This window comes from Akkermansia sp. (assembly GCF_020860705.1).
GTDB lineage: Bacteria > Verrucomicrobiota > Verrucomicrobiia > Verrucomicrobiales > Akkermansiaceae > Akkermansia.
In genome coordinates, this window is sequence record NZ_JAJBTT010000007.1 from 27,608 (window position 1) to 50,252 (window position 22,645).

The 22,645-nt window shown below is 57.1% G+C and carries 15 protein-coding genes and 2 tRNA genes; 5 read left to right on the forward strand and 12 right to left on the reverse strand.

Translation table 11 applies throughout. From position 1 onward, the window contains the following. Positions 1-10: 10 nt before the first annotated feature. Positions 11-871 carry a hypothetical protein gene (locus LIO64_RS01465; RefSeq protein ID WP_290547678.1) on the reverse strand — a complete coding sequence of 287 codons (861 nt, stop codon included), beginning with the start codon at positions 869-871 and terminating at the stop codon, positions 11-13. Between the two features lie 194 nt (positions 872-1,065). Between LIO64_RS01465 and LIO64_RS01470 the strand changes: the two genes are divergently transcribed. The 4 genes from LIO64_RS01470 to mfd all read left to right on the forward strand — a co-directional run bounded on the left by LIO64_RS01470 (position 1,066) and on the right by mfd (position 9,086). Then, entirely contained in the window at positions 1,066-1,983 is a 918-nt protein-coding gene (locus LIO64_RS01470) for a hypothetical protein (protein ID WP_290547679.1), read from the forward strand. A gap of 36 nt (positions 1,984-2,019) precedes the next feature. After that, complete coding sequence (locus LIO64_RS01475) at positions 2,020-4,572, forward strand: MFS transporter (RefSeq protein WP_290547680.1); 2,553 nt, start codon at positions 2,020-2,022, stop codon at positions 4,570-4,572. Positions 4,573-4,602: 30 nt separating this feature from the next. Further along, on the forward strand, positions 4,603-5,784 hold the full coding sequence (locus LIO64_RS01480) for an SHD1 domain-containing protein (RefSeq protein WP_290547681.1): 1,182 nt from the start codon (positions 4,603-4,605) through the stop codon (positions 5,782-5,784). Between the two features lie 125 nt (positions 5,785-5,909). Beyond that, entirely contained in the window at positions 5,910-9,086 is a 3,177-nt protein-coding gene (gene mfd / locus LIO64_RS01485) for a transcription-repair coupling factor (protein WP_290547682.1), read from the forward strand. 91 nt (positions 9,087-9,177) lie between these two features. Here mfd and LIO64_RS01490 read toward each other — a convergent pair whose 3' ends face one another. From LIO64_RS01490 to LIO64_RS01535, 10 genes are all read right to left on the reverse strand, one after another. Beyond that, positions 9,178-10,176, reverse strand: a complete 999-nt coding sequence (locus tag LIO64_RS01490) for a hypothetical protein (protein WP_290547683.1) — start codon at positions 10,174-10,176, stop codon at positions 9,178-9,180. Positions 10,177-10,439: 263 nt separating this feature from the next. Next, entirely contained in the window at positions 10,440-11,654 is a 1,215-nt protein-coding gene (locus tag LIO64_RS01495; protein WP_290547684.1) for a phosphoglycerate kinase, read from the reverse strand. A 168-nt stretch (positions 11,655-11,822) separates the two neighbouring features. Continuing rightward, the gene (gene gap, locus LIO64_RS01500; RefSeq protein ID WP_290547685.1) at positions 11,823-12,845 is read right to left on the reverse strand and encodes a type I glyceraldehyde-3-phosphate dehydrogenase; all 1,023 of its coding nucleotides are present in this window, start codon (positions 12,843-12,845) and stop codon (positions 11,823-11,825) included. Between the two features lie 225 nt (positions 12,846-13,070). Beyond that, the gene (gene ruvA / locus LIO64_RS01505; protein ID WP_290547686.1) at positions 13,071-13,664 is read right to left on the reverse strand and encodes a Holliday junction branch migration protein RuvA; all 594 of its coding nucleotides are present in this window, start codon (positions 13,662-13,664) and stop codon (positions 13,071-13,073) included. 66 nt (positions 13,665-13,730) lie between these two features. After that, a complete protein-coding gene (locus LIO64_RS01510) occupies positions 13,731-14,264 on the reverse strand; it encodes a hypothetical protein (RefSeq protein WP_290547687.1) in 534 nt (177 codons plus the stop codon). A gap of 582 nt (positions 14,265-14,846) precedes the next feature. Continuing rightward, positions 14,847-15,452 carry a hypothetical protein gene (locus tag LIO64_RS01515; RefSeq protein ID WP_290547688.1) on the reverse strand — a complete coding sequence of 202 codons (606 nt, stop codon included), beginning with the start codon at positions 15,450-15,452 and terminating at the stop codon, positions 14,847-14,849. Between the two features lie 13 nt (positions 15,453-15,465). After that, entirely contained in the window at positions 15,466-17,673 is a 2,208-nt protein-coding gene (locus LIO64_RS01520) for a polysaccharide biosynthesis tyrosine autokinase (protein WP_290547689.1), read from the reverse strand. Between the two features lie 92 nt (positions 17,674-17,765). Next, positions 17,766-18,980, reverse strand: coding sequence for an outer membrane beta-barrel protein (locus LIO64_RS01525; RefSeq protein ID WP_290547690.1), 1,215 nt, complete (start codon positions 18,978-18,980; stop codon positions 17,766-17,768). A gap of 21 nt (positions 18,981-19,001) precedes the next feature. After that, entirely contained in the window at positions 19,002-19,520 is a 519-nt protein-coding gene (locus tag LIO64_RS01530; protein WP_290547691.1) for a hypothetical protein, read from the reverse strand. A 196-nt stretch (positions 19,521-19,716) separates the two neighbouring features. Next, positions 19,717-19,790 (reverse strand) — tRNA-Gly (locus LIO64_RS01535). Positions 19,791-19,933: 143 nt separating this feature from the next. On the opposite strand from LIO64_RS01535, the gene LIO64_RS01540 reads away from it, so the two are divergent. Next, a tRNA-Gly gene (locus LIO64_RS01540) sits at positions 19,934-20,007 on the forward strand. A gap of 199 nt (positions 20,008-20,206) precedes the next feature. On the opposite strand, the gene LIO64_RS01545 is transcribed toward LIO64_RS01540, so the two are convergent. Next, the gene (locus LIO64_RS01545; RefSeq protein ID WP_290547692.1) at positions 20,207-22,438 is read right to left on the reverse strand and encodes an inorganic phosphate transporter; all 2,232 of its coding nucleotides are present in this window, start codon (positions 22,436-22,438) and stop codon (positions 20,207-20,209) included. Between the last annotated feature and the right edge of the window lie 207 nt (positions 22,439-22,645).

The following is a 22,645-nucleotide window of genomic DNA, read 5'->3' on the forward strand; positions in this document are numbered from 1 at the left end:
GAAAAAGGCCTCACCGTGGCAATCTTTCACTACCCATGCGAGAGTTCGGCCCCACGGGCACAGGCACTGGACGCGGCGGAACGGGATGGGGCCTGGGTGGCGGTGGCGGAGTAGGCCGGATAATGACGGGAGGGGGCAGATAATTCCACGGCCTGACGACCGGAGAGACAATGATGCGCTCCGTCTTGGGCTGGCTGGCCACTTCCTTCACTTCCCCCTGAAGCTGGGAAACCTGCTTGTTCAGGTCAGCAATTTTCTTCTGGGTGCCGTCTTTCAGAGCCAGGTATTTCTTTTCCATGTCTTTCCAGTACAGCTCGGCATCTTCCCTTTTTTTACGAATGGCTTTCACCTGTTCCTGATAAGTTGCCGCCCTCGCCCGGAATACACGGGCATCCTGCGGCAGCCCCACGCGATCCGCTTCCAGAGCATTCCATTGCAGGGCCATAACTTCCGCCTCCACCTTGGAAAGATCCCCTACCAGCAAAAACATGCGGACAACGTCCTCCCCTTCCAGGTAACGGGGATGCCGTTCCGCTTCCGAAAGGGATTCCCTCATTTTCCTGGCCTCTTCCTCAGCCGCCTTTTTGGCCGCTTCCGCCTTTTGTTTGCGGGCGGCTTCCTCACGCCGGCGCTGTTCCAGCCGTACGGCCACATCATCCGGCGTCATCTTGTAAGCTTTCTGCTGTTCGTCCGTCAGTTCCTTGTAAGGGACTTTCGCCACACCGTCCGTGTACTGGACGCTGACAAAATCATCCCCGGAGGACACCACGCTGGCGTCTTTCAGGACCCTGCCGGACCGCAACGCCATGTCCTCCGCCAAGGAGGAGGGAAGCAGGGCGCACAAGATTATTAGACAAGCTCCAAGTTTCATGTGTTTCAACGGTTCTACCTAGATAAGAGGCGCCGGGAAAGAAATTTATTCAAAAAAATATGACCAGATGTTATTACTGGCACAGCGGCCCCCTTTTCGTTAAAGTTTTGCGAAGTATTTACACTTTTATGAATTCACATTCGTCATCCTGGAGTCCTTTACCCCCACTTCCCGATCCGGAAGGGTTTGCCGGCATGTATGCGGGAACCCATGAACATGTTCTTATTTGTGCAGGCGGAACGAATTTCCCTGACAGGCCCATGCTGGAAGGAGGCATTAAAACGTGGACGGACCGCATTTTCACGCTGCTTCCGGAGGAAGAAGCATGGACGGACGCCGGGACGCTCCCCGCGCCTTATGCGTACGGAGCCTCCGCCAGCATTGAAGAAGGGGTGCTGTGCATCGGCGGCTGCGACAGAGAGGGACACCGGAAAGACGTTTATCTGTTGAGCGCGGCGGACGGCTCCGTCACGGTGTCTCCCTTCCCTTCCCTTCCCGTAGCCCTGGCTTATACGGCCGCCGCTGTTCTGGATGGGAAAGTTTATCTTACCGGAGGCTGTGAACGCCCAGGCGAACAGGACTGCACCAACCGTGTTTTCATGCTGGACTCCCGGGCGCCGGAACAGGGCTGGCAGGAGCTGGACCCGTTGCCGGGCCGCGGCCGCTTCCTGCACCAGATGGCCGTGGCGGACAGAGTCCTTTACGTGCTCGGCGGCATCGGGCTGAAGGAGCAGGACGGCAAACAGGCCAGGGAACTGCTGACGGAGGCATGGAGCTTTACTCCGGAACGCGGATGGACGCGCCTGCCGGACATGCCTTACGCCATTGCCGCAGCCCCCACCCCGGCTCCGGTTTCCCGGAACGGCGTCATTTATCTGTTGGGCGGGGACGACGGCTCCGGGAAAAAATACACCCCGAAGACCAATCCCGGATTCAACAACCAGTCCCTGTGCCTGGATACGACCGCCATGGCATGGCATGACGGGGGGCCCATTGCAGCTCCCAGGGCAGTTCTTCCGTGCTGCGCGTGGCAGGGCCGTTTTGTAGCAGTAAACGGTGAGCTCAAACCCGGCAGGCGCTCCCATGACGTGTGGAGCATCACCCTTTCCTGATTTTTCTTCCTGATCCCATCCATCTTTTTCCAGCATATGCACGCTTCACGTTACCTTACCCGATTTTCCAGAGCATGGGGCTCCGCTTTCGCCGCCCTGGTGCTGATCGCATCCCCTGCCGCCAACGCCTCGTTCTCCGTAGATGTCCAGCCGGCCGGCACCATTCCCGATCTGCCGGACCCGATAGGCCGCGCAGGCATGGTTGCCGGGACCGTTACGGAAAACGACGGCACCCAGTCCATCATCGCCGCGGGAGGAGCCAACTTCCCACAGGCCGCTCCGGGAGCCTCCACGCCGGAAGAACGCGGTCCCAAAGCATACCACCAGGATATTTTCAAACTCCGCAACGGCCAATGGAGCAAGGCGGGAACGCTGCCCGCTCCGCTGGGTTACGCAGCCTTCGCCAGCGTGGGCAAGGGGCTGGCGGTGGCCGGAGGCCACAATGCGGAAGGCATCCTGAAAGACGCCCTGCTGATCAAGGCGGACGGATCCGTGGAAAAACTCCCTCCCCTCCCCGTCCCCATTACGGAAGCCGCCTTCGCCGCCCACGGGAACAAACTATTCGTCATCGGCGGCAGAGACAGCGACCAGCCGGAAGCGGCGCTCAACACCATCTACATGCTGGATACCACTCCGGATACGGCCAAAATGAAATGGATGCAACTGCCGCCTTTCCCCGGTCCGGGCCGCATTCTTTCCACCGCCGCCGTTTGTGACAGCACCCTGTTCATCGTTGGCGGCTGCACCCTCTCCCGGAACGCCTCCGGAGAAACTTCCAGGACATACCTTTCCGACCTGATCGGCTATGACATGACGACCAAGGATCCTTCCGAATGGGGCCCCATCAAGGGACAGCAGCTCTCCGGGCCGGGAACGCCCGTTGCCGCCGCCGCAGGCCCCGCCCCGGTGCGTGAAAATGCCATTCTGTTAATCGGCGGGGACAAGCGCGGCAACACGCCGGACCCATCCAAGCCCGTGGTGCAGTCCCGGGACATTCTGGCCTATGACGTCATCAAGAACGAATGGACGCACCAGGGGGAATGGCCCGTGGGCATCGCCACGGCGCCCGCCGTCGTCCAAGGCTATGAAATCATGACCATCAGCGGGGAAACCGCTCCGGGCGTAAGAACAGCCCTGAACGCCTCCGCCACCGCAGGCTACCATTTTGAAATGAGCACGGTGGACTACGCCGTTCTCATCCTGACCCTCCTCGTAGTGGCGATCATCGTCGTTTCCGCAGTGCGCAACGGCGTCAAAAACGTTTCCGCCGTCACGGATCCGAACACCAAGCCCGGCCTGTGGGCCTGGGTGGCCGTCATCGTGCTGTGGTTCGTGGTGATGTTGAACTACTTTGACCGCCAGCTTCTTTCCGCGCTGCATGAACCCATCGTCCGGGACATTCCCCAGACGGAGGCCCAGTTCGGCATGGTCACCTCCGTCTTCCTGCTGATTTACGCCCTGCTCAGTCCGGTGGGGGGCTTCCTGGCGGACCGTTACAGCCGGCGCCTGATGATTCTCTGCTCCCTTGTCGTCTGGTCCGTGGTCACCTGGTGGACCGGCCATGCGGAAGATTATACATCCCTGCTCATCGCGCGCGGCGCCATGGGCATCAGTGAGGCTTTTTACATCCCCGCCGCCCTGGCCCTGATTACGGACTACCACCGGGGCAGTACGCGCTCCATCGCCACGGGGCTGCACATGAGCGGCATTTACGTGGGCATGGCCGTCGCCGGCTATGGGGCCACCATGGCTTCATGGACGGGCTGGCGCATGACATTCGCCCTGTTCGGCCTGATCGGCGTGGCGTACGCCATCGTTCTGATCCTGTTCCTGAAAGACCCCGCCAAGGCTCCGGCAGATACGGCCCGGAGCAGGAAGCCTTCTGAACCGGAAGAAAAAACCGTACTGATCAACGTGGACAATGACGAACAGGTCATCAAGGAACCCTCTTCCAAGCTTTCCACCGGCGCCGTCCTTTCCAGCCTGCTGAGCGGCCGCCCCATGTGGATGCTCCTGGCCGTGGTCGCCTTTGCAGGCGCAGGCAACTGGTTCCTGCTCACCTGGTATCCCACCCTGCTGCAGGATAAATACCAGCTTTCCTCTGCGGAGGCCGGACCGGCCGCCACCCTGTGGAGTTCCGTAGCCAAATACGTCGCCGTGCTGGGCGGCGCCATCCTGGCGGACATGTGGTACAGGCGCAACGCCCGTGCCAGAGCCCTGGTGCCCGGCATCACCTTCACCATATCCGGACCCCTGGTGGTGCTGGCTCTGCTTCCCGGCATTTTCGGCTGGGACATCACGGTGCCCCTCGTAGTCATGCTGGGACTGGTTGCTACGCAGGGGCTGGCGCAGGGATCTCTGGACGCCACCCTCATGCCTGTGTTACGCTCCCATATTGACGAGCGTTATTCCGCAACCGGCTATGGCCTCCTCAACCTCACGTCCGCAGGCGTGGGCGCCCTCATCTCCTTCTTCGGGGGATGGTTCAAGGACCAGGGCGTTCCGCTGACCACCACCCTCGCGGCGGCAGGATGCCTGATGCTGTTCTGCGGGCTGCTTCTTCTGATGCTGCCCCGTCCCAAACACTGACAGTTACAACTTTTCATACTTTCTCGCCTGATGAAAAATCCCGCATGCCTCTACCTGGTGGCGGGAGCCCTGTGCTCCCTTTCCCTCCTCCCCCTCGCCCAGGGGCGCACCTGGACCAACCTTCAGGGGAAAAGCCTGGAAGCCGAATTCGTCAAACTGGACGGACAGAAAGCCGTGCTGAAACGTTCCGGCGGCCAGACCGTCTCCATCCCACTGGCCCAGCTTTCCCAGGAGGACAGGGACTTCATCGCCGGACAGGGAAAAGGGGATTCTTCCGCCAATCCCGCGGACAATTACCACCAGCCATGGCCAAGAACCGTCAAATGCCAGGACAATTTCAAGGTGGAAACCGTCAAGGAGGAAAAAGGAGAGTATATTTATGAAACGCCCCACTTCCGTTTCATCTGCGATGCCAAGCTGGGCGCCGGCATGATCAAGCGCCTGGGACTCCTGTTTGAAGCCACGCACCTGGCAAACAAGACTCTTCCCATCGGCAATATTCCTCCCCACGATGATTCCGCCAAATTCCCCGCCTACCTGTACGAAAAATTCAGCACTTATCTGGAAAACGGGGGACGGGAAGGCACGTCAGGCATTTTTCTGGGAACGACACGCCCCGGAGACCGCGGCAAAATCCTGGTCCCGTTTGAATCCCTGGGCGTCAAGACCATGGGAAGCACATACATTATTGACCGGGACAAGGATTCCTCCACCCTTATCCATGAGCTGACGCACCAGCTCATGTCTCCGCAAGCCAAGCAGGCCAGCTGGTTCTGCGAAGGGTCTGCAGAATACATGGGCATGACGCCCTATTCCGGAGGGCGCTTCAATTTTGGAGCCAACAGGTCCCACATCATTTCCCGCGTGACGGAATACGGCAAGAAAAACACCGGAGGCCGCGCCCTGGGAGACGACTTCGAAGCTCCTGGCCTGGAGGCATACATGAACATGCCCTATGACCAGTTCACGGGAGAAAACGCCAACCTGCATTACGGTCTGGCGGCCTTGATGGCTTATTATTTCTACCACATGGACGGCAAGGGGGATGCCCAGCGCGTCAAGAATTACATGAAGGCCATCCAGTCCGGCACCAGTGAGAAGGAAGCGCAGAAACTCCTGCTGGACGGGCGCAGCTATGCGGAGCTGGCCAAGGAGATTGAACAGAAATGGCGCAAGGCCGGCGTTAAAATCCACTTCCGCGCCTCTTCCTGAACCGCGCCCCCGTGTGCGGGAAAGCATTTCCGGCGGGAACCGGAGGACACGCCGTGCCCTGAAAAACCGTTGACATGGCAGGGAAAGGCGGCACACTCCCTCTCAGCAGGGGCAATCAGACTCGCATGGCAGAAGACGCTTCCATATCCGCCCTGATGGACAGGGTGGCCCGCACCGCCCCCTTCCGCAGGGAACTGGCAAAAGCGGAAACGGAGGAACAGGCGGTTTTCGACCACACCTCCCTTCCCGGCGTACCCTTTGTGGCGGCGTTGTGCATCAGGGCCATTCCGGACACCTCCCGGGCCTGGGTGGTTGCGCCGCACCTGCGGGCGCAGGAATCCATCGCCGCCCAGCTGGAAACCTGGGGAGTGCGCAACATCCTTTTCGTCCCGGAAAAAGAGGTGGCCCTGGGAGAGGAAGTGGGCGACCCGGAACTTGCCGCGGAACGGCTGAATGTTCTTCACCGCATCGCTTCCGGGCAGCCGGGCAGGCAGACCATCGTTGTGACGGAAGGCAGCCTGAATGACGAGGTGCCGTCCGTCCACGGCATGCAGAACCAGGGGATGACGCTGAAGACAGGGGAAACGCATGCCCCGGACGAGTTGATACGGCTGTTCACGGAGGCGGGGTTTGAGGGCGTTCCGCAGGTGATTTCCCGCGGGCAGTGGTCCCGCCGCGGCGGCATTCTGGACATTTTTCCTCTCCAATCCTCCTACCCGGTGCGCCTGGAGTTTTTTGACGACGAAATTGAATCCATCCGGGAATTTGACGTGGACTCCCAGATTTCCTTCCGGAAGGTGGAACACGTCAACCTCGTCCTGACGGAAGCGGCGGGCGTAGAAACCCTCCGGGACTGGATCAAACCGGATGACCTGGTGATTACCGCCCCCTTCTGCAAGGAACGTGGAGACGTCTGCATCCTCACCGCACCTCCGGAGAATGCGGAGGGCGAGGAGGATTTCTCCCTGGCCATCCATGACAATCCCCTGGGCAGCTTCGATGCGGGGGACTTCGTGATGCAGGAGATGCGCCGGGAGTTGGCGGAACGCCAGATCCGCGAGTGGCTGGACCGGAAATGGAATGTCTGCATGTTCTTTCCCAATGAAGGGGAGGAAGAACGCTTCCGGGACATTTGCGCCGGAACGCCTGCGCTGCTTTCCATCACTCCCCTGCGCGGGGACCTGCCCGCCGGATTCAGCATTCCGGGGGCAAAAACGGCCGTTCTTTCTTCGTCGGAGCTGTTCGGCAGATACCAGTCCGCCACGGCGCGCCGCCGCGCCAGCCGGGAAGACAAGGCGCGCAAGGCACGCGCTCAGGCCTCCCTGAAGGATATCAACCCCGGAGACCTGGTGGTGCATACCAGCTACGGCATCGGCAAATTCATCAATATTTCCACCTCCCCGGATTCCGGAGACGAGGAAATGAACATCCTCTACCGGGACAATACCATCCTGCACGTCCCCCTCAGCCAGGCGCACCTGGTTTCCCGGTACATAGGCCTGGGCAGCAAGACGCCGGAACTCAACAAGCTGGGGGATTCCAAATGGCAGCGCGCCAAAAAATCTGCGGAACGTTCCGTAGCGGATTACGCCGCCCAGCTCCTCAACGTACAGGCGGAACGCCAGACCGGGAAAGGCTACAGCCACCCTCCGGACAGCAAATGGATGTGGGAGTTTGAAAGTTCCTTCCCCTTCCGGGAGACGCAGGACCAGCTCCGCGCCATCGCCCAGACCAAGGCGGACATGGAAACCACCCGCCCCATGGACCGCCTGATCTGCGGAGACGTGGGCTTCGGCAAGACGGAGGTAGCCATCCGCGCCGCCTTCAAATGCGTGACGGGAGGACGGCAGGCCGCCGTGCTGGTACCCACCACCGTGCTGGCGGAACAGCACTTCCGCACATTCAAGTCCCGCATGAGCGAATACCCCGTGCGGATTGAAATGCTCAGCCGCTTCAGCAGCGCGGCGGACGTCCGCTCCACGCTGGAAGGCTTGAGAACGGGAGCCGTGGACATCGTCATCGGCACGCACCGCCTTATCTCCGACGATGTCTCCATCAAAAACCTGGGACTGGTGGTGATTGACGAGGAACAGCGCTTCGGCGTCCGGCACAAGGAAAAATTCAAGGAGCGCTTCAAGGGCATCGACGTGCTTACCCTGTCCGCCACGCCCATTCCCCGCACCCTGTACATTGCCCTGATGGGAGCGCGGGACATGAGTTCCATCGATACGCCGCCCGTCAACCGGCAGCCCGTGCAGACCAGCGTATGCCCCTATGACGAACGCATCATGAAAAAAGCCATGGAGCGCGAACTGGAGCGCGGCGGCCAGATTTTCCTGCTGCACAACCGCGTCAAGACCATTGAGCTGTTCCGGGACCGGATTCAGGCCCTGGTGCCCAAGGCCCGCATCGTCATCGGCCACGGGCAGATGCCCAAGGAAGAACTGGAAAAAGTCATGCGCACGTTCGTGCAGGGGGAGGCGGACATCCTGCTGGCCACCACCATCATTGAATCCGGCATAGACATTCCGAACGCCAACACCATCATCATTGACCGTGCGGACCGCTTTGGCCTGGCGGACCTTTACCAGCTCCGAGGCCGCGTAGGCCGGGCCGGGCACCGGGCCTATGCCTACCTCATGCTCCCCAGATCCGCAGCCACTACGGGAGACGCCCGCAAACGCGTCTCCGCCATCAAGCAGTACACGGAACTGGGCTCCGGCTTTAAGATAGCCATGAGGGACCTGGAAATCCGGGGAGCGGGCAACCTGCTGGGCACCCAGCAGAGCGGCCACATTGCCGCCATCGGGTTTGACCTGTACTGCCAGCTTCTCCAGCAGTCCATCGCCCACATGCAGGGCAAACATGCGGCCCCCCGTCCGGATGCGGCCCTGAGAACGGATTTCATCGTGAACAGTGAAACGCAGTTCGCCGCCAAGTCCCGCAAGGATTATCTGGGAGCCTTCCTCCCCAGGGACTATATCAGTGACGCCGCCCTTCGCATCGCCGCTTATAAAGACCTGGCGGCCATCCGCACCCTCAAGGAAGCGGACGCTCTGCTCCGCGCATGGGAAGACCGCTTCGGCCCTGCACCGGAAACGGTGCATCACCTGCTGGACTCCCATAAAATCAAGATCCTGGCCTCCGCGGCCAATATCTCCATGGTGGAAATCAGCGGCCAGCGCCTGATGCTCACCAGAAACGGGGATTTTATTCTTCTGTCCAACAAATTCCCGCGGCTGGCAAGCGTTGCTCCGGCAGACAAGCTCCGGGAGACGGTGGATATGCTGAAAAACATTTAGCCGGGATCCGGTTTTATTTCCGGGAAACCTTCTCCTGTCCCGTGCAGCGGCCGCTTGGAGCCATGACCCTGCAAATGAGGGAAAATGGTTTTTAGCGCGTCTTTTCCCTTCCTTTAACGCCAGCCTCCCCTCCGGGAGCTTTCTCTTTTGTACTCCACGCCGGCAGCCAGCGGACGTCACGGAGGCGGTAACCGCGCTTCAGCAATTCCCGGTGCAGGCCGGGAAGATGGGCCGCCCCGTAGAAAATTCCTATCTTGCGCGCATCCTTGCCGCTCCACTGGTCAAACACCTCCATACACTTGGCATTGCGGCCTTCCAGAATCACGGTATCCTCCAAGCCATTCGGGGCATCCGCTAAAATGCGCATCAACTCATTCTTCAATCCCGCCTTGTTTCCGGCAAGCAAATCCACCATCAGCCCCAATTCATTCGGCTGGTACTTACCGGGCTTTTCCACCAAGGAAGACAAGACGGACTTCAGCATCAAGCCGGCAAAGCTTTCCCTCTTCGCGGCCTGCGCCCGCTGGAACTCATCCAATGTCATATCCGCATGGACAAAATGGGGGCCGGAATAATCAATGCCCTGATGCTGAGTCTGCAAACCCATCGCATCACTCAATTCCTGATAGGCCCTCCCCAGAAGCCCCAGTAAAAAGGACTTTTCATCCTGGATGCGCTTTTTCCTCCATTCCACCATCCGGTTCCATTCCCGCGCCTCTTCCAGCGTCAATCCTGCCAGAGGCTTGCTGCGGTCCAGCTTGCGGCGCAGTTCCTCCTCCCTCTGGAGCCCTTCCCCGCCAATCATCTCAAACAGCAGCACATCATACCCGGTGAACAACTTATTCAGCTGTGCATAGTATCCGGGCTCCGCTACATGAATGGCTCCGATGAGCGCCACCTCCCTGCCCCTGCCATCCACATAGGAAGCCACGGGCGTAGACAGGCACTGGCGGTCACGGGAAAGAGATTCCAGAAGCATATACCGCCCGGGATACCCCTCATAAGCCTCCTTTCCCGCAGCGGAGGCATCCGCCGCAAGCACGGGCGAACACAGGAGAAAAACAGCCAGGAAACAGCGCAGCATCTTCATACGCTTCCAGCCTAGCGGGAGCCATCCGCAGAGCAAGCTCAAAAAGACTCTTTTCCTGCCTTTCCCCATTCCCTTTCCCCGGAAGCGGAACCAGTCCTTCCGGGCACGCCTGGATTCTCCATGGAATACGGGGAGATGGCCAACTGCCTCTCTTCCTCCCGTGGAGTTCAACAAAAAATTCCCTGCACCCGGAAACGAGCACAGGGAATGAAGGGATTTATTCAAGGCTGCCATGCGGAAAAACGATCCGCCAGCAGGAATGATTATTTCTGGCAGCAACAGCACTTGTCGGTCAGGGCGCCCACACCGGGAAGCACCTTGCCTTCCAGCAGTTCCAGGGAAGCGCCGCCGCCCGTAGAGCAGAAGGAAAGCTTGTCCTGGACCTTGAATTTCTTGGCCGCCGTCACGGAATCGCCGCCGCCCACGATGGAGATGGCGGAGGAATCCGCCAGGGCTTCCGCAATTTCCTTGGTGCCCTTGGCAAAGCAGTCCATTTCAAACACGCCCATCGGGCCGTTCCACAGAACGGTCTTGGCACCCTTGATGATAGCGGAGAATTCTTCAATGGCCTTGTCGCCAATGTCAATGGCCATGCCGCCTTCCGGCACTTTGCCGCCTTCCGCGAAGGGAGCCGTGCAGAAGGTTTCAGCGCCGTCTTCAAACTTCATGGCTACGCGCACGTCAGCCGGAAGCAGGAATTTGACGCCCTTGGCCTTGGCTTCCGCCAGAATTTCACGGGCCAGGTCCAGTTTGTCTCCTTCAATCTTGGAAGCACCCAGCTCATACCCTTCAGCCGCCAGGAACGTGTTGGCCATGGCGCCCCCAATCAGGAACGTATCAGCCTTTTCCATCAGCTTGGAAAGCACTTCAATCTTGTCGGACACCTTGGCACCGCCCATGATCACCACGAAGGGTTTTTCCGGGTTTTCCAGCTTGCCTTCCAGGTATTCCAGTTCACGTTCGATCAGGAAGCCCATGGCGCTCTTTTGTGCAAAATGCGTCACCCCTTCCGTGGAAGCGTGGGCGCGGTGGGCGGTACCGAACGCGTCATTCACGAACAGCGTGGCATTGCCCAGAAGAGCCTTGGCAAATTCCGGATCGTTCTTCTTTTCACCGGGATAGAAACGGACGTTTTCCAGCAGGACCACGTCGCCGTCCTTCATGGCGGCGCGGGCAGCTTCCGCTTCCGGCCCAATGGCGGCGGGAACGAATTTCACTTCCTTGCCAAGTAATTCGGAAAGACGGGCCGCAACGGGTTTCAGGGAAAAAGCGGAATCAGGTTCATTTTTGGGCCGGCCCAGATGGGAGGTGAGCACAACGCGTGCGCCCTGGTCCAGGAGGAACTTGATCGTGGGAAGAGCGGCCACGATGCGGGCGTCATTAGTGATTTCCCCATCCTTGAGGGGAACGTTGAAATCAACGCGCATCAGGACTTCCTTGCCCTTGGCATCAAGGTCACGTACAGTAAGTTTAGCCATATCGGTTTATATTGTTTGATTCAATGGAATAAAAAAGGGAGGGCATTTCTGCCCTCCCGGATAAATCCCCGGCCGCCTGAACAAATCCGGCTTGGAAACCAGAAGTTTGAAACAGGCAACCGGCAAGACTTGTCGTGCAACTGAAGAGCAAGCGTTGTTCAAAAGAACTTACTTGCCGCAGCAGCCGCAGCTCAGGCTGTCGCCCAGCTTCTTCATGGCTTCAGCGGCGCGGTTGGAGTAGCCCCATTCGTTGTCGTACCAGCCGCAAACCTTCACCAAGTTGCCGCCGACCACATACGTGAAGCCGGAGTCAAAGATGCAGGAGTGGGGATCGGAAACGATGTCCTGGAGAACCAGGTCTTCTTCGGAATAGGCCAGAATGCCCTTCAGCGGGCCTTCAGCGGCTTCCTTCATGGCGGCGTTCACTTCTTCCACAGTCACGTTCTTCTTGAGGATGGCCACGAAGTCGGTCAGGGAACCGGTCGGGGTCGGAACGCGGAAGGAAGCACCGTTCAGAGCGCCCTTCAGAGTCGGAATCACTTCACCAATGGCCTTGGCGGCACCGGTGGTGGTCGGGATAATGTTGATCGCGGCGGCACGGGCGCGGCGGGGATCCTTGTGGGGAAGGTCCAGAATGCGCTGGTCGTTCGTGTAGGAGTGGATCGTGCTCATCATGCCCTTTTCAATGCCGAACTTGTCGTTCAGCACCTTCACCATCGGGGAAAGGCAGTTGGTGGTGCAGGAAGCGTTGGAAACGATGTTGTGCTTGGCGGGATCGTATTCGCTGTCGTTGATGCCCAGGCAGAAGGTCAGGTCCGGATCCGTAGCGGGAGCGGAGATCAGAACTTTCTTGGCGCCGGCGTCAATGTGCTTCTGGGCGGCGTCACGCTTGGTGAACAGGCCGGTGGATTCCAGAACGACGTCCACACCCAGCTTTTTCCAGGGAAGGTTGGCAGGATCGCGTTCCACGGTGATGAGGATCTTGTGGCCGTCAACGACCAGATATTCGCCGTCGATGGCAACTTCGCCGTCAAACTTGCCCTGCGTGGAGTCATACTTGAGCAGGTGGGCGATCATTTCAATGGGGGTCAAGTCATTGATGGCAACAACCTTGTTGCGTTCTTCCTTGGACATGGCACGCAGTACGTTGCGACCAATACGTCCAAAACCGTTAATAGCATATTTGGCCATAAGATTCAGGGCTTCAGATTTGATTAATTACTAGTCCCGGACTTATTTAAGTACCATGGACGCCGTAAGTTTAAAAACGATTCAACCAGCCGTCAACACTATTGTTCCCCCATCATGGCAGTATGCTCCCGCGCCTCCTCAGTCGGGAGAAGACATTCCCTGCGGGCATGCTCTTCCATGGAAGTCAAATGCTTGCGGAATCACGTCCCCTCTCCGAGGGAACGGTCAATTCATGGAACGCAGGGCGGCGCGTATCAGTTCGTCCGCATCGGCATCCGGGTGATCTTTCAGATGGGCGGCAATCGCTTTCCGGGATTCCACCTGCTTGAATCCCAGCGCAATGAGCGCCAGCTCCGCATCCCCTGCAGCCTGAGAGGTGGAGCCCTGGGCCTGGGCTTCCCACGTGGCGGCCAGGCCCACCTTGTCCTTCAATTCCAGAACAATGCGCTCCGCCGTTTTCTTACCCACGCCCTTGGCACGGGCAATGCCGGAGACGTCCCCGCTCACCACCGCCTGTTTGAACTGCTCCACAGACAGGGAACCCAGAATGGCGATGGCTGTGGCAGGCCCGATACCGGAAACACGGTCAATCAGCAGCAGGAAAATGTCCCGTTCCGCATCCGTGGCAAAACCGTACAGCACCTGCATGTTCTCACGGACATGCAGGTAGGTTTTCAGCGTCAGCTCCCTGCCGGGAAGAGGATTGAGCCTGTCAAATGTGGACAGGGGAACAATCACCTCATACCCCACGCCGTGAACATCCAGAATCAACCGCTGGGGATATGATTCCGCCACCGTGCCGCGCAGAAAAGCTATCATGCCCATAACGTGACACAATCCCGCCCGCGCTCAAGCCAAAAACGCATCTGCCATCAGCCGGGGCCTTCATCTCTTCCGGAGCACATGCAGCCTGATATGCTCCAGGTCTTCCCGGTGATAGAAGCAGCGGACGCGTAACCCGCGGGCCGTCTTCATCCGGCACCTGTATTCCCGCAGCAATCCTTTTTTCACAAGCCTGTAAATGTAGCTGCGCACCACCCCCAGCATGCCGACGGCTTCAGCCATATCCATGTAACACAGCGGTACACGGCGGCGCACAGGCTCCCGGCGAAGAAGTACCCTGTCCACATCCGCCCGCCTCCAATACAGCGCCAGAGAACCCGTGTCCTTGCGGACCACGCGGAAACGGACACCGTGGCGATGCAGGTACTGGCGTGCGGCAGAAGCGCTGCAGCAAAGGCGCGACGCAATAGCGGACGTTTCCACAAAAGCGCCTCCGGCTTGGGTATAGGGCTGTCCGGATTTGGGATTCGTTCCCTTACGACGGACTTTCACATGGTCCGGGAAACTCAGTTTGGGATTGTTAATGTATTCGCGCCCTCCTACTCCGATGAATGTTTTCTTAAAATGGTATATCATGGTTAATGAGATTTCACATTGAAAATACGAAGCTCCATGCAGACATTCCACATGAAACTCTAACATTTTTGGAAGATTCCAAAAATGCATTGAGTCCAAGAATGTTCAACATTTTTCTTTGTTTTTTTGTTATTTACATTCATGCTGAACTCATTTCATCGCAATATATGCCCGGAAGCCGTATGATCCAACCAAGGAAAAAGGGCCTAATCCTCTGGCAAAAAGTGCATGTCCATCAACTTTTTCCGCTCCTCAAGCCTCTCTTCCGATGAAGGCAAAGCCTAAGGGATACAGGATAGAAACTCTTTCCGGCAGCACTTTACTGACGTCGAACGGTTCAAGGAAAAGCCTTTTCCCGCTATTAGTCTACCATGCGGTTCCAGCCATGTTGATCCATTCCCGGGAAAGGGCAAGGGAACCCCCATGGAAAGCCGGAAAAACCGCCTGTCTCCTTCAACAGAGATTCACCCCCGTCCTCAAAATCCCGTGTTTCCGCCAGACGCTAAATTGAGCTTCACGGGAATCAGACCAATAAAAAACCCGGCTTTCTTGCGGAAAGCCGGGCATGAAGAGAATATGCGGTCAGGGGAGAAGCTGCGAGGGCCGCCCCTCAAAAATACCGCGCTGGGGAACAAAAATACGGTCATTGGGCTGAATGGGAATCGCCCTGTCCCGGATGGAGAAGTAATCATACGTCACGGTCTTTCCGCCGCGCGTCACCTGCACATACCGGGAACCCCAGTCCGTAATGTCACCGGCGCCCACAATCGCTTCCAGAAGCGTCATGCCACGCCGCCACAAGACGTTTTTCTTCATGGCCACACCACCGCTCACCAGCACGATATGCTCCGTCAGGCGTACATCGGAACTCTGCACCTTTACCAAAAAGGTGGGAGCCGTATACAACTCCGCCTTGGTATAGGCGGCAATCAGCATATCTTCAATCTGGCGGGCCGTCTTGCCGACCACGCGCAGCACATCCTGCCCTGCCGGCAGCTGGGGCATGCGTATCGTCCCGTTGCCGTCCAGCAGATACTGGCCGGAAATAGCGGTAGCGTCATCAGCGGGAATGCCGCGCACTTGAATTTCAATGGTGCCTTGCTCAGGAACCGCATCCGGGGACTGCGCAGACGCCATCCCCGCCGCACCCAGGATGAGACAAAGGAGGGAACAGATATATTTTTTCATGGAGCAATGGGGGTTAGTATAGATCTTCACTATCATGGGACTGGTTGGCCGCCAGTTCCTTGGCCTTCCCGGAACGTTCAACCTTCTTCATGGAAGAAGCATCCACGTTCTCACCAGAGGAAGTACCATCCGCGGAATAATAGGAATAATAGGTTGTGTAATACTGATACTGATGATCGGACGTAATGTCCACATTATTCATCACTACGCCGGCCAGATTGCCTCCCACGGACTCAATCACCTGCTTCTGCCTCAGCAGGGCTTTCAGCGGGAGTTTGCGCGGCTGCACCACCATGAGCGTCATGTCCACCTCGCTTACGATGACGGCAGAGTCACTGACGCCGAGGATGGGAGGGGAGTCCACCAGAACGATGTCAAAGCGCTGTTTCACTTCCTGGAGCAGTTCATTGAACTTGCGGGAATTCAAGGCGCCCGACGGGTCAAAGGGAGAGGGTCCCGCAGGCATCACATACAGGTTTTCAATGGGCGTCTGGAATATTACTTCCTCCAGCGGGTAGTCTTCCAGCAGGTAGGAGGTCAGACCCACTTCATTATCCAGTTCATAATAACGATGCAGCTTTGAGCGGCGCAGGTCCGCGTCAATCATCAGAGTGGCATAGCCGCCCTGGGCGCAGATGTAAGCCAGATTGCACAGAGTGGTGGTCTTTCCTTCCCCGGCACTCCCGGAAACAAACGTCAGGGAAATTTCCTCCAGCCCCTTCTTGTTGAATTCTATGTTCGTTCGCAAAATCCGGTAAGCTTCCGCATCCGGACCCAGCACATCGGAAGAATGGAGAATGGGAACATTCTTGGGGATAATGCCCAGCACCGGAACCTGAAGGGCCCGTTCCACATCTTCCATCGTCTTCACGGAGGTATCCATGAATTCCAGAAGAAGGGCCAATCCAATGCCCAGCAGCAGTCCGGCGCCCGCGCCCACCGCCAGATTAATGGTCACATTCGGCTTGTAGGGAGCAGCCGGGTACGATGGCAGCTGGTACATTTCAATCGCTTCACGAGGAACGCGCAAACGGGCAATTTCATCCTTGTACCGGGAGTCCAGCTCCTTGAGCTGGTCCAGCGCGGCGTCATAATCACGGCTGGCCTGCTCATACATGGGCACCTTCAAGACATGATTCTGAAGAATTTTTTCCTTTTGCGCCACGGTCTCCTCCCAATGCTTCCGGCTTGCGGAAACCATTTCCAGCTTGCTTTTCAACGAGGAGCGCAGCCCAATCAATTCCTTGTTCAGCTTATCCCCCAGAATCTTTTCCGTTTCCAGCAGAGCCTTCATCTTGGGGTGCTTGGCCCCAATGTTCTGAGCTTTCAGGTTTTCCTTCTCCTTAAGCTTGTCGGAAAATTCAGCATAGGTTTCACGAAGGGATCTGGCCCCGACGGATTCCGCATTCAATAGGTCGGAACTAATGACGTAATCCAGCAGCTTGTCATCAGGGAGACGCTGAAGTTCCTGCACATAGGAAGCCAGTTCCTTTTCATCTTTTTCCAGATCCATGGCCTTGGCCTTGGCATTACGGAAATCTTCCTCCTCCATGCCGGCCGTCAAGGTACTCCGGTTTTCGCCGTTCCTCCAGGTCGTAGGCAGATAGGAGCTCTCTGCAATCAGCTTCCTGAGAGCCATCATCTTTTCATTGACGGTGTCTTCCTGTTCCCGGAGCACGTCCTTCAAACTTTTAATAGCGGTTTCCACCAAACGGTTTTCACGCATTTCACGGTCCTGCTTGTATGCTTCGGGAACCGTTTTAGCGATATTCTGCACCAGTTTGGGATCAGGACCGGAGACAATAATATCCACCAGGTCCGTTGCACGCACAGGGGCAACCTTGATCATGTCAACCAGGTTGGCCGCCGCCATCTCATCCGTCATGCCCCATTCCGCGGCAAGGTTCAATTTCTTGGACACTACCTTTAGCACTTCGGTCGAAGTGAGCACAGAATACTGCATGGGGATGTAGTTGTTCGTCGCATTGGAAGAGGCGACTACGTCCCCACCACGGCCAATGTCCATCACAGGCCTGGGCTGCTTAATCTGGAACTGGCTCGTCGCCCGGTAGGAAGGCGGCATCAGGAAAGTCACTACTACGGAAATGACCATAACCAGCAGGAAGACCAGAAAGACCTCCTTCCAGCGATTCTTTAAAACTTGCAAATAATCAATGTTGCGTACGATTCGATCACCGTTCTGCTGATCCTGGGCATTCATGAAAGATAGTGAGGTAGTAAGATAAAAACTCCTCTAATTGTGAATGCAAATTCGCAATTAGAGGAGTAAAAGCATTAATGGTCAGTCAAGACTTAGAAGCTGTAATTCATTCCGAAAGAAAACACGTTGCGGTTGTAGGAGGGCATCGGGTAGTTATAGCCGCTGTAGGAACCGTTAGTGTAGGAATACTGGGCCGTCAGGGCCAGAGCGTTGGTCAGCATCATTTTGACACCAGCCGTAGCGTTGAATGTCAGCGTCGTCGTATCACTGTTGGCACTAGAACTTGAATGAGTGTAATCGCTGGAAATCAGGTTCAGACCGCAGTTCAGGCTGACGCGGTGCGTCACCTTCAACGTGCTGTTCACGCCCAGGCGCCACGTTTCATTGGAATAATAGCTGGAGCCGTTATTGGGAACGTACGTATTCGTCGCTTCGTTGGAATAACGGACGAACATGCCTATCATGAAGCGATCGCTCAAGCGGTGGTTCAAGCCGAACTCAGCGGAAGGATACGTCTTGGTGCCGTAGGTCTCCACATATTTGAACTGGGGGCCTACGCGCAACGTAGCGGATGTATTTTCAGCCACTGCATATTCAGCGCCAGCCATCACGAAGTTGGAAAATTCGTTGTTGCCGTACTCGCGGTCACAGTAGGAACCATTCCAACCCAGGGAAACAGCCAAACGTTCCGTCCACTTGTAACGGTTGGTGAATTCCATGCCCACGTAATCACGGTTGTCAGTCTTGGCGGAATCCTCCTGATAATCAATCATGGAGTAATTGGCGCCAACCGTGGTGGAATAGCGGGAGGTCCACGCCTTGCTCACGGAACTGGAAGCGTACACGTAAATGTAGTCGCCATCCCGGCGGGAGTTGGCAATACCGTTGGAATAGTTGGGTTCCGGCTGCCACGCAAAGGACACACTGCCGTTATAGCGCAGGGTCTGGTCAAAGCTGTGGGAAAGGTTGGCCGACAGCGTGGAGTTGGAAAGGGATTCATTCGTGTCTCCTTCAAGATCCTTCAGGTAAAAGATGCCACCAAGCTTGGCGGAGAAGGAATACTGAGTCACGGAATCGTAATTGGCCAGAGAGGCGCCGATGTCCGTGCTGATGAATGCCGCTTCCTGCTGGTTGTAATTGGAGGCGTTAACGTTATCGTCATAACCGCCAGCCAGGTTGAACGTCCACTTCAGGGGAAGGGATTCTTCCAGACCCACCGGTCCAGCCAATGTATACAGGGATTGCCCGTTGGCATGGAAGGCAAGCATGCCGGCCGCCATCAGAGAGAGATAAAAAAGACTCTTCATACAATTGATAAATGGATCGGGTTAATTTCCAGCAGGATCGGAGACGGGAGAGGGACTCGTAGGAGTGCCGCCTACCGACATGCCTCCGGGCAGCACCAAGGCACCCCCTGAAGTTTCTTCACCAGGCTTCACCAGAGTCTGCGTCGGCTGAGCGGTTACTCCCTGCAGAGGATTATCAGGCGTCTGGGCCGCCACGCTCACCGCAATAGCGGGAACAGTGTTGGCGACAATGGAGTTGCCAAGAGCCTTCGTGACCGCTTCACAAATGGGAGAAACGGACGCGTACGGATTGGGCTGAACGGCGACAGTGGAGGCCACCACGTTGCGGACACGAGCTTCCGTCACATGGGTTCCGTAGCTGCGTACAGCAGCGGATGCAATGGCGGGAGCATTGCCCGGGAAAGCGCCTGCGGCCATAGATACCATAGAGCCCATCACCGGATCAGACACGCCAGCCTTGGCGGCGGCATTCAGAATGCTGGTCACAGCCTTCATATCCAGGGAACCGGACTTCAGCCCGGCCTGAACAGCACCCGCCATTTTGTTTATAAAAGCCTGTTCAGAAGTAGAGGCTTTAACCTTATTAACAGCCGGAACGGCTGCCGGAGAAGCAGTTTGCTGAGCCACACAGGGAAGGGTGCCCGCAAACGCAAGTGCCAGCGCACTGAGCGCCGTCTTTGTCATGAACCTGGCTTTCATAAAGGAACTATCTAGCAGGTGAATTTTTTAATAAAAGTGGAGCGGGTAACGGGAATCGAACCCGTATGATCAGCTTGGAAGGCTGGAGCTTTACCATTAAGCTATACCCGCACAACGGAGGCATTATGTTCACGCCTTGCGGAGAAGACAAGTTTTTTTTTATTACTCCATCAAAATAGCAAAAAAGAAGACACGATTTCTCTGTGGTCTTGACATCCCGGAGTTCTGCCGCTAAATAAAACCCCGCATTTCATGCGGGCGTCGTTCAATGGTAGGACGCGAGCTTCCCAAGCTTGAGACGTGGGTTCGATTCCCATCGCCCGTACCAAACTTTTCATACCGCAAGCAGTTGTTTTCAGCGCTTGCGGTTTTTATTTACCCTTCAGACATCCTTGTATTCGGAAGTCTTTGCTTTCCGGAAAAACTCCTTTACCAGATGTTGCTCCCCGGCTATTCCGGAAGAAAAACCATCGCTTCCTCCGTACCGGAAGCTTTTGCCTCCGGTACGGTCATGAACATGCAAGTGGTTACCAGCCAAGAACAAATTTTCTCTGTACCTTCGCCAGCAGCAGAACCTTGCGGATCATCGTCCGTGTTTCATTGAGAAGGTTGAGGTAGAGAAGCGCTCTCCTCATGTCGGAATCGTCTTCCGCACGCAGAATGATCTGCTGCTTGATAGCCTCCGCAAATTCCTCGTCCAGCGCGTCCATTCCGGCCAGGCATTCATCCAGCCCGGTATAATCATTGCTGTCCATCATTTCCCGGAAACGGGGATACAGGGAGGAAACGCGGTTGTTCATTCCCCTCAGGTGCTCTATCCTGTCCATTTCCAGGCCTTCGTGGTTGTTGTCGATGTAGGCATGGCTGGCCGTCGTGATATTGGAGAGGGATTCAAAGACGGAGATGGCGTATTCTACCATCTGCACATAGCGTTTTCCGCGGTCCGCCTCCTCATCCGGGAGTTCCCGGACGACGGGCATGACTTCCATCGCCATCCGGTCGCTCAGGGATCGGCGGATGCCGCGCGCTTCCTTCCGGAGTTTTTTCAGCCGCTTCCGGTCCTCTACATTCAGGGCCTCCAGGTTCATTTCATAGATTTCCGCCATGCGTTTCATGAGCTCAATGATTTCTTCATTATAGCGAAGGGCGGCGGCCGGATCCCGGTAATTGGTGCTCTGCGCCAACGCTGCAGCCTGGGTCCTCTTCCGATGAAGCCTGGAACTCTTCAGCAGCAGGAAGGCAGCCAGGACACACATGGCGGCGATGCCGAACAGCCCGCCGTAAACGATGCACGCCGCTACGATGCAGCACATGGTGAATGCGGCAAAAGCGGTAAAGAACCATCCGGAGATTACCGTAATCACCCCCGTGATACGGTACACGGCGCTATCCCTGCCCCATGCCTTGTCCGCCAGGGAGGAGCCCATCGCCACCATGAACGTTACATACGTGGTGGAAAGAGGGAGCCGCAGAGAGGTGGCGAGGGAGATCAGCAGGGCGGCCACCGTCAAATTGACAGAAGCGCGGATCAGGTCAAAGGAGGCCCCGTTATCCGGTCCTTCCGGCACGGGCCGGAAGCGCTTTTCAATGAATCTTTCCACACAGGCGGGCATGATTTTTTCCACCACACGGGAGGCGTTCAGGGCATAACGCACGGCCATGCGGGCCGGAGGAACGGAGCCGAACCGCTCCACCCCCCCACCCTGCCGCGCCAGGTTCACCTCCGTATCAGTCACAGTCCGCGCCTTTTTGGAGAACATGAGGGCCAGCACCATGATGACGCCCGCTCCCAGCAGATAGCGCCAGTCCGCAGTAACGGGAGCCATCAGGCCACCCATGGTGAGGGTGGAAAGATCCGCTCCCTGCGCCGCGGCAGCGGACGCTATTTCCATGGAGGACTGCCCCGCCATGAAGACGCCGATGAAGTTGACCAGGTCGTTCCCGGCAAACGAGAGGGCCAGCGCCATGGTGCCCGCCAGAACGGATATTTTCAGGATGTTGACTTTGCAGACGTTTTGGAGCACGGCCATCAGAATGGTCCAGAACACCAGGCTGTAGCCGACGTACAGCCAGATATGGGCGTCCAGGTGCCGGATCATGTCCTTGGTGACCAGCGTGCTGCCTTTCAGCCCCTTGAAGACGGCAAAGTAGGTGATGGCCGTCAGGGCTATGCCGCACCAGGCGGCCCCCAGGTATTGGAAAGATTTCTTGTAGTTGAAGGAGAAGATAAGGCGGGAAATCCACATGACCACCATCCCGCAGATAAAGGCGACGAAGACGGAGGAAAAGATGCCGGAGATGATCGCCAGCGCCTTGGAGGAGTTGATGTAGCTGGACAAGTCCTGCGCCACTCCCGGCTCTCCGGACCAGATCTTGAATAAGGCGACAGCCACCGCGCCTCCCAGCAGTTCAAAGACAATGGAGACCGTGGTGGATGTGGGAAGGCCGAAGGTGTTGAAGACGTCCAGCAAAATCACATCCGTCAGCATGACAGCCAGGAATATCAGCATGATGTCATGAAAGGAGAACTGGGCCGGCATGAAAACGCCGCTCCTGGCGATTTCCATCATGCCGCTGGAGAACAGGGAACCAATGATGATGCCCAGAGCCGCCACCAGCACAATCGTCCTGCGCGGTGCGGCCTTGGAACCAACCGCCGAGTTCAGGAAATTGGCGGCGTCATTGGAGACCCCTACAACGAGGTCAAAGCAGGAGAGTACCAGAATCAGTCCTATGATGAAGTAATAGATAGGGTCCATATGCGTAATAAACGGCCCTCTATTACAGGAGGCCGCTTCCGCACGCCCGTTTTAAAACGTGAACATTCCGTCACATTGGCAGTAGGGTACCCTGATGATACCCCCCGACTCTGCTGCCCATCCAGCCCTTTATCTTTCTCGAGAAGCCTGATTGTTGCGCAGTTTCCCTCCACGCAAAAAGGCTCCCCGGTTTTCCGGGGAGCCTTG

What these genes read in the sequence shown, in the direction of transcription:
- LIO64_RS01465 (WP_290547678.1), bottom strand. Translation starts at nt 871, where the DNA reads ATGAAACTTGGAGCTTGTCTAATAATCTTGTGCGCCCTGCTTCCCTCC.
- LIO64_RS01470 (WP_290547679.1), top strand. Translation starts at nt 1,066, where the DNA reads ATGTATGCGGGAACCCATGAACATGTTCTTATTTGTGCAGGCGGAACG.
- LIO64_RS01530 (WP_290547691.1), bottom strand. Translation starts at nt 19,520, where the DNA reads ATGGCGGGTGCTGTTCAGGCCGGGCTGAAGTCCGGTTCCCTGGATATG.
- LIO64_RS01510 (WP_290547687.1), bottom strand. Translation starts at nt 14,264, where the DNA reads ATGATATACCATTTTAAGAAAACATTCATCGGAGTAGGAGGGCGCGAA.
- LIO64_RS01515 (WP_290547688.1), bottom strand. Translation starts at nt 15,452, where the DNA reads ATGAAAAAATATATCTGTTCCCTCCTTTGTCTCATCCTGGGTGCGGCG.
- gap (WP_290547685.1), bottom strand. Translation starts at nt 12,845, where the DNA reads ATGGCCAAATATGCTATTAACGGTTTTGGACGTATTGGTCGCAACGTA.
- LIO64_RS01525 (WP_290547690.1), bottom strand. Translation starts at nt 18,980, where the DNA reads ATGAAGAGTCTTTTTTATCTCTCTCTGATGGCGGCCGGCATGCTTGCC.
- ruvA (WP_290547686.1), bottom strand. Translation starts at nt 13,664, where the DNA reads ATGATAGCTTTTCTGCGCGGCACGGTGGCGGAATCATATCCCCAGCGG.
- LIO64_RS01480 (WP_290547681.1), top strand. Translation starts at nt 4,603, where the DNA reads ATGAAAAATCCCGCATGCCTCTACCTGGTGGCGGGAGCCCTGTGCTCC.
- LIO64_RS01475 (WP_290547680.1), top strand. Translation starts at nt 2,020, where the DNA reads ATGCACGCTTCACGTTACCTTACCCGATTTTCCAGAGCATGGGGCTCC.
- LIO64_RS01545 (WP_290547692.1), bottom strand. Translation starts at nt 22,438, where the DNA reads ATGGACCCTATCTATTACTTCATCATAGGACTGATTCTGGTACTCTCC.
- LIO64_RS01520 (WP_290547689.1), bottom strand. Translation starts at nt 17,673, where the DNA reads ATGAATGCCCAGGATCAGCAGAACGGTGATCGAATCGTACGCAACATT.
- LIO64_RS01490 (WP_290547683.1), bottom strand. Translation starts at nt 10,176, where the DNA reads ATGAAGATGCTGCGCTGTTTCCTGGCTGTTTTTCTCCTGTGTTCGCCC.
- LIO64_RS01495 (WP_290547684.1), bottom strand. Translation starts at nt 11,654, where the DNA reads ATGGCTAAACTTACTGTACGTGACCTTGATGCCAAGGGCAAGGAAGTC.
- mfd (WP_290547682.1), top strand. Translation starts at nt 5,910, where the DNA reads ATGGCAGAAGACGCTTCCATATCCGCCCTGATGGACAGGGTGGCCCGC.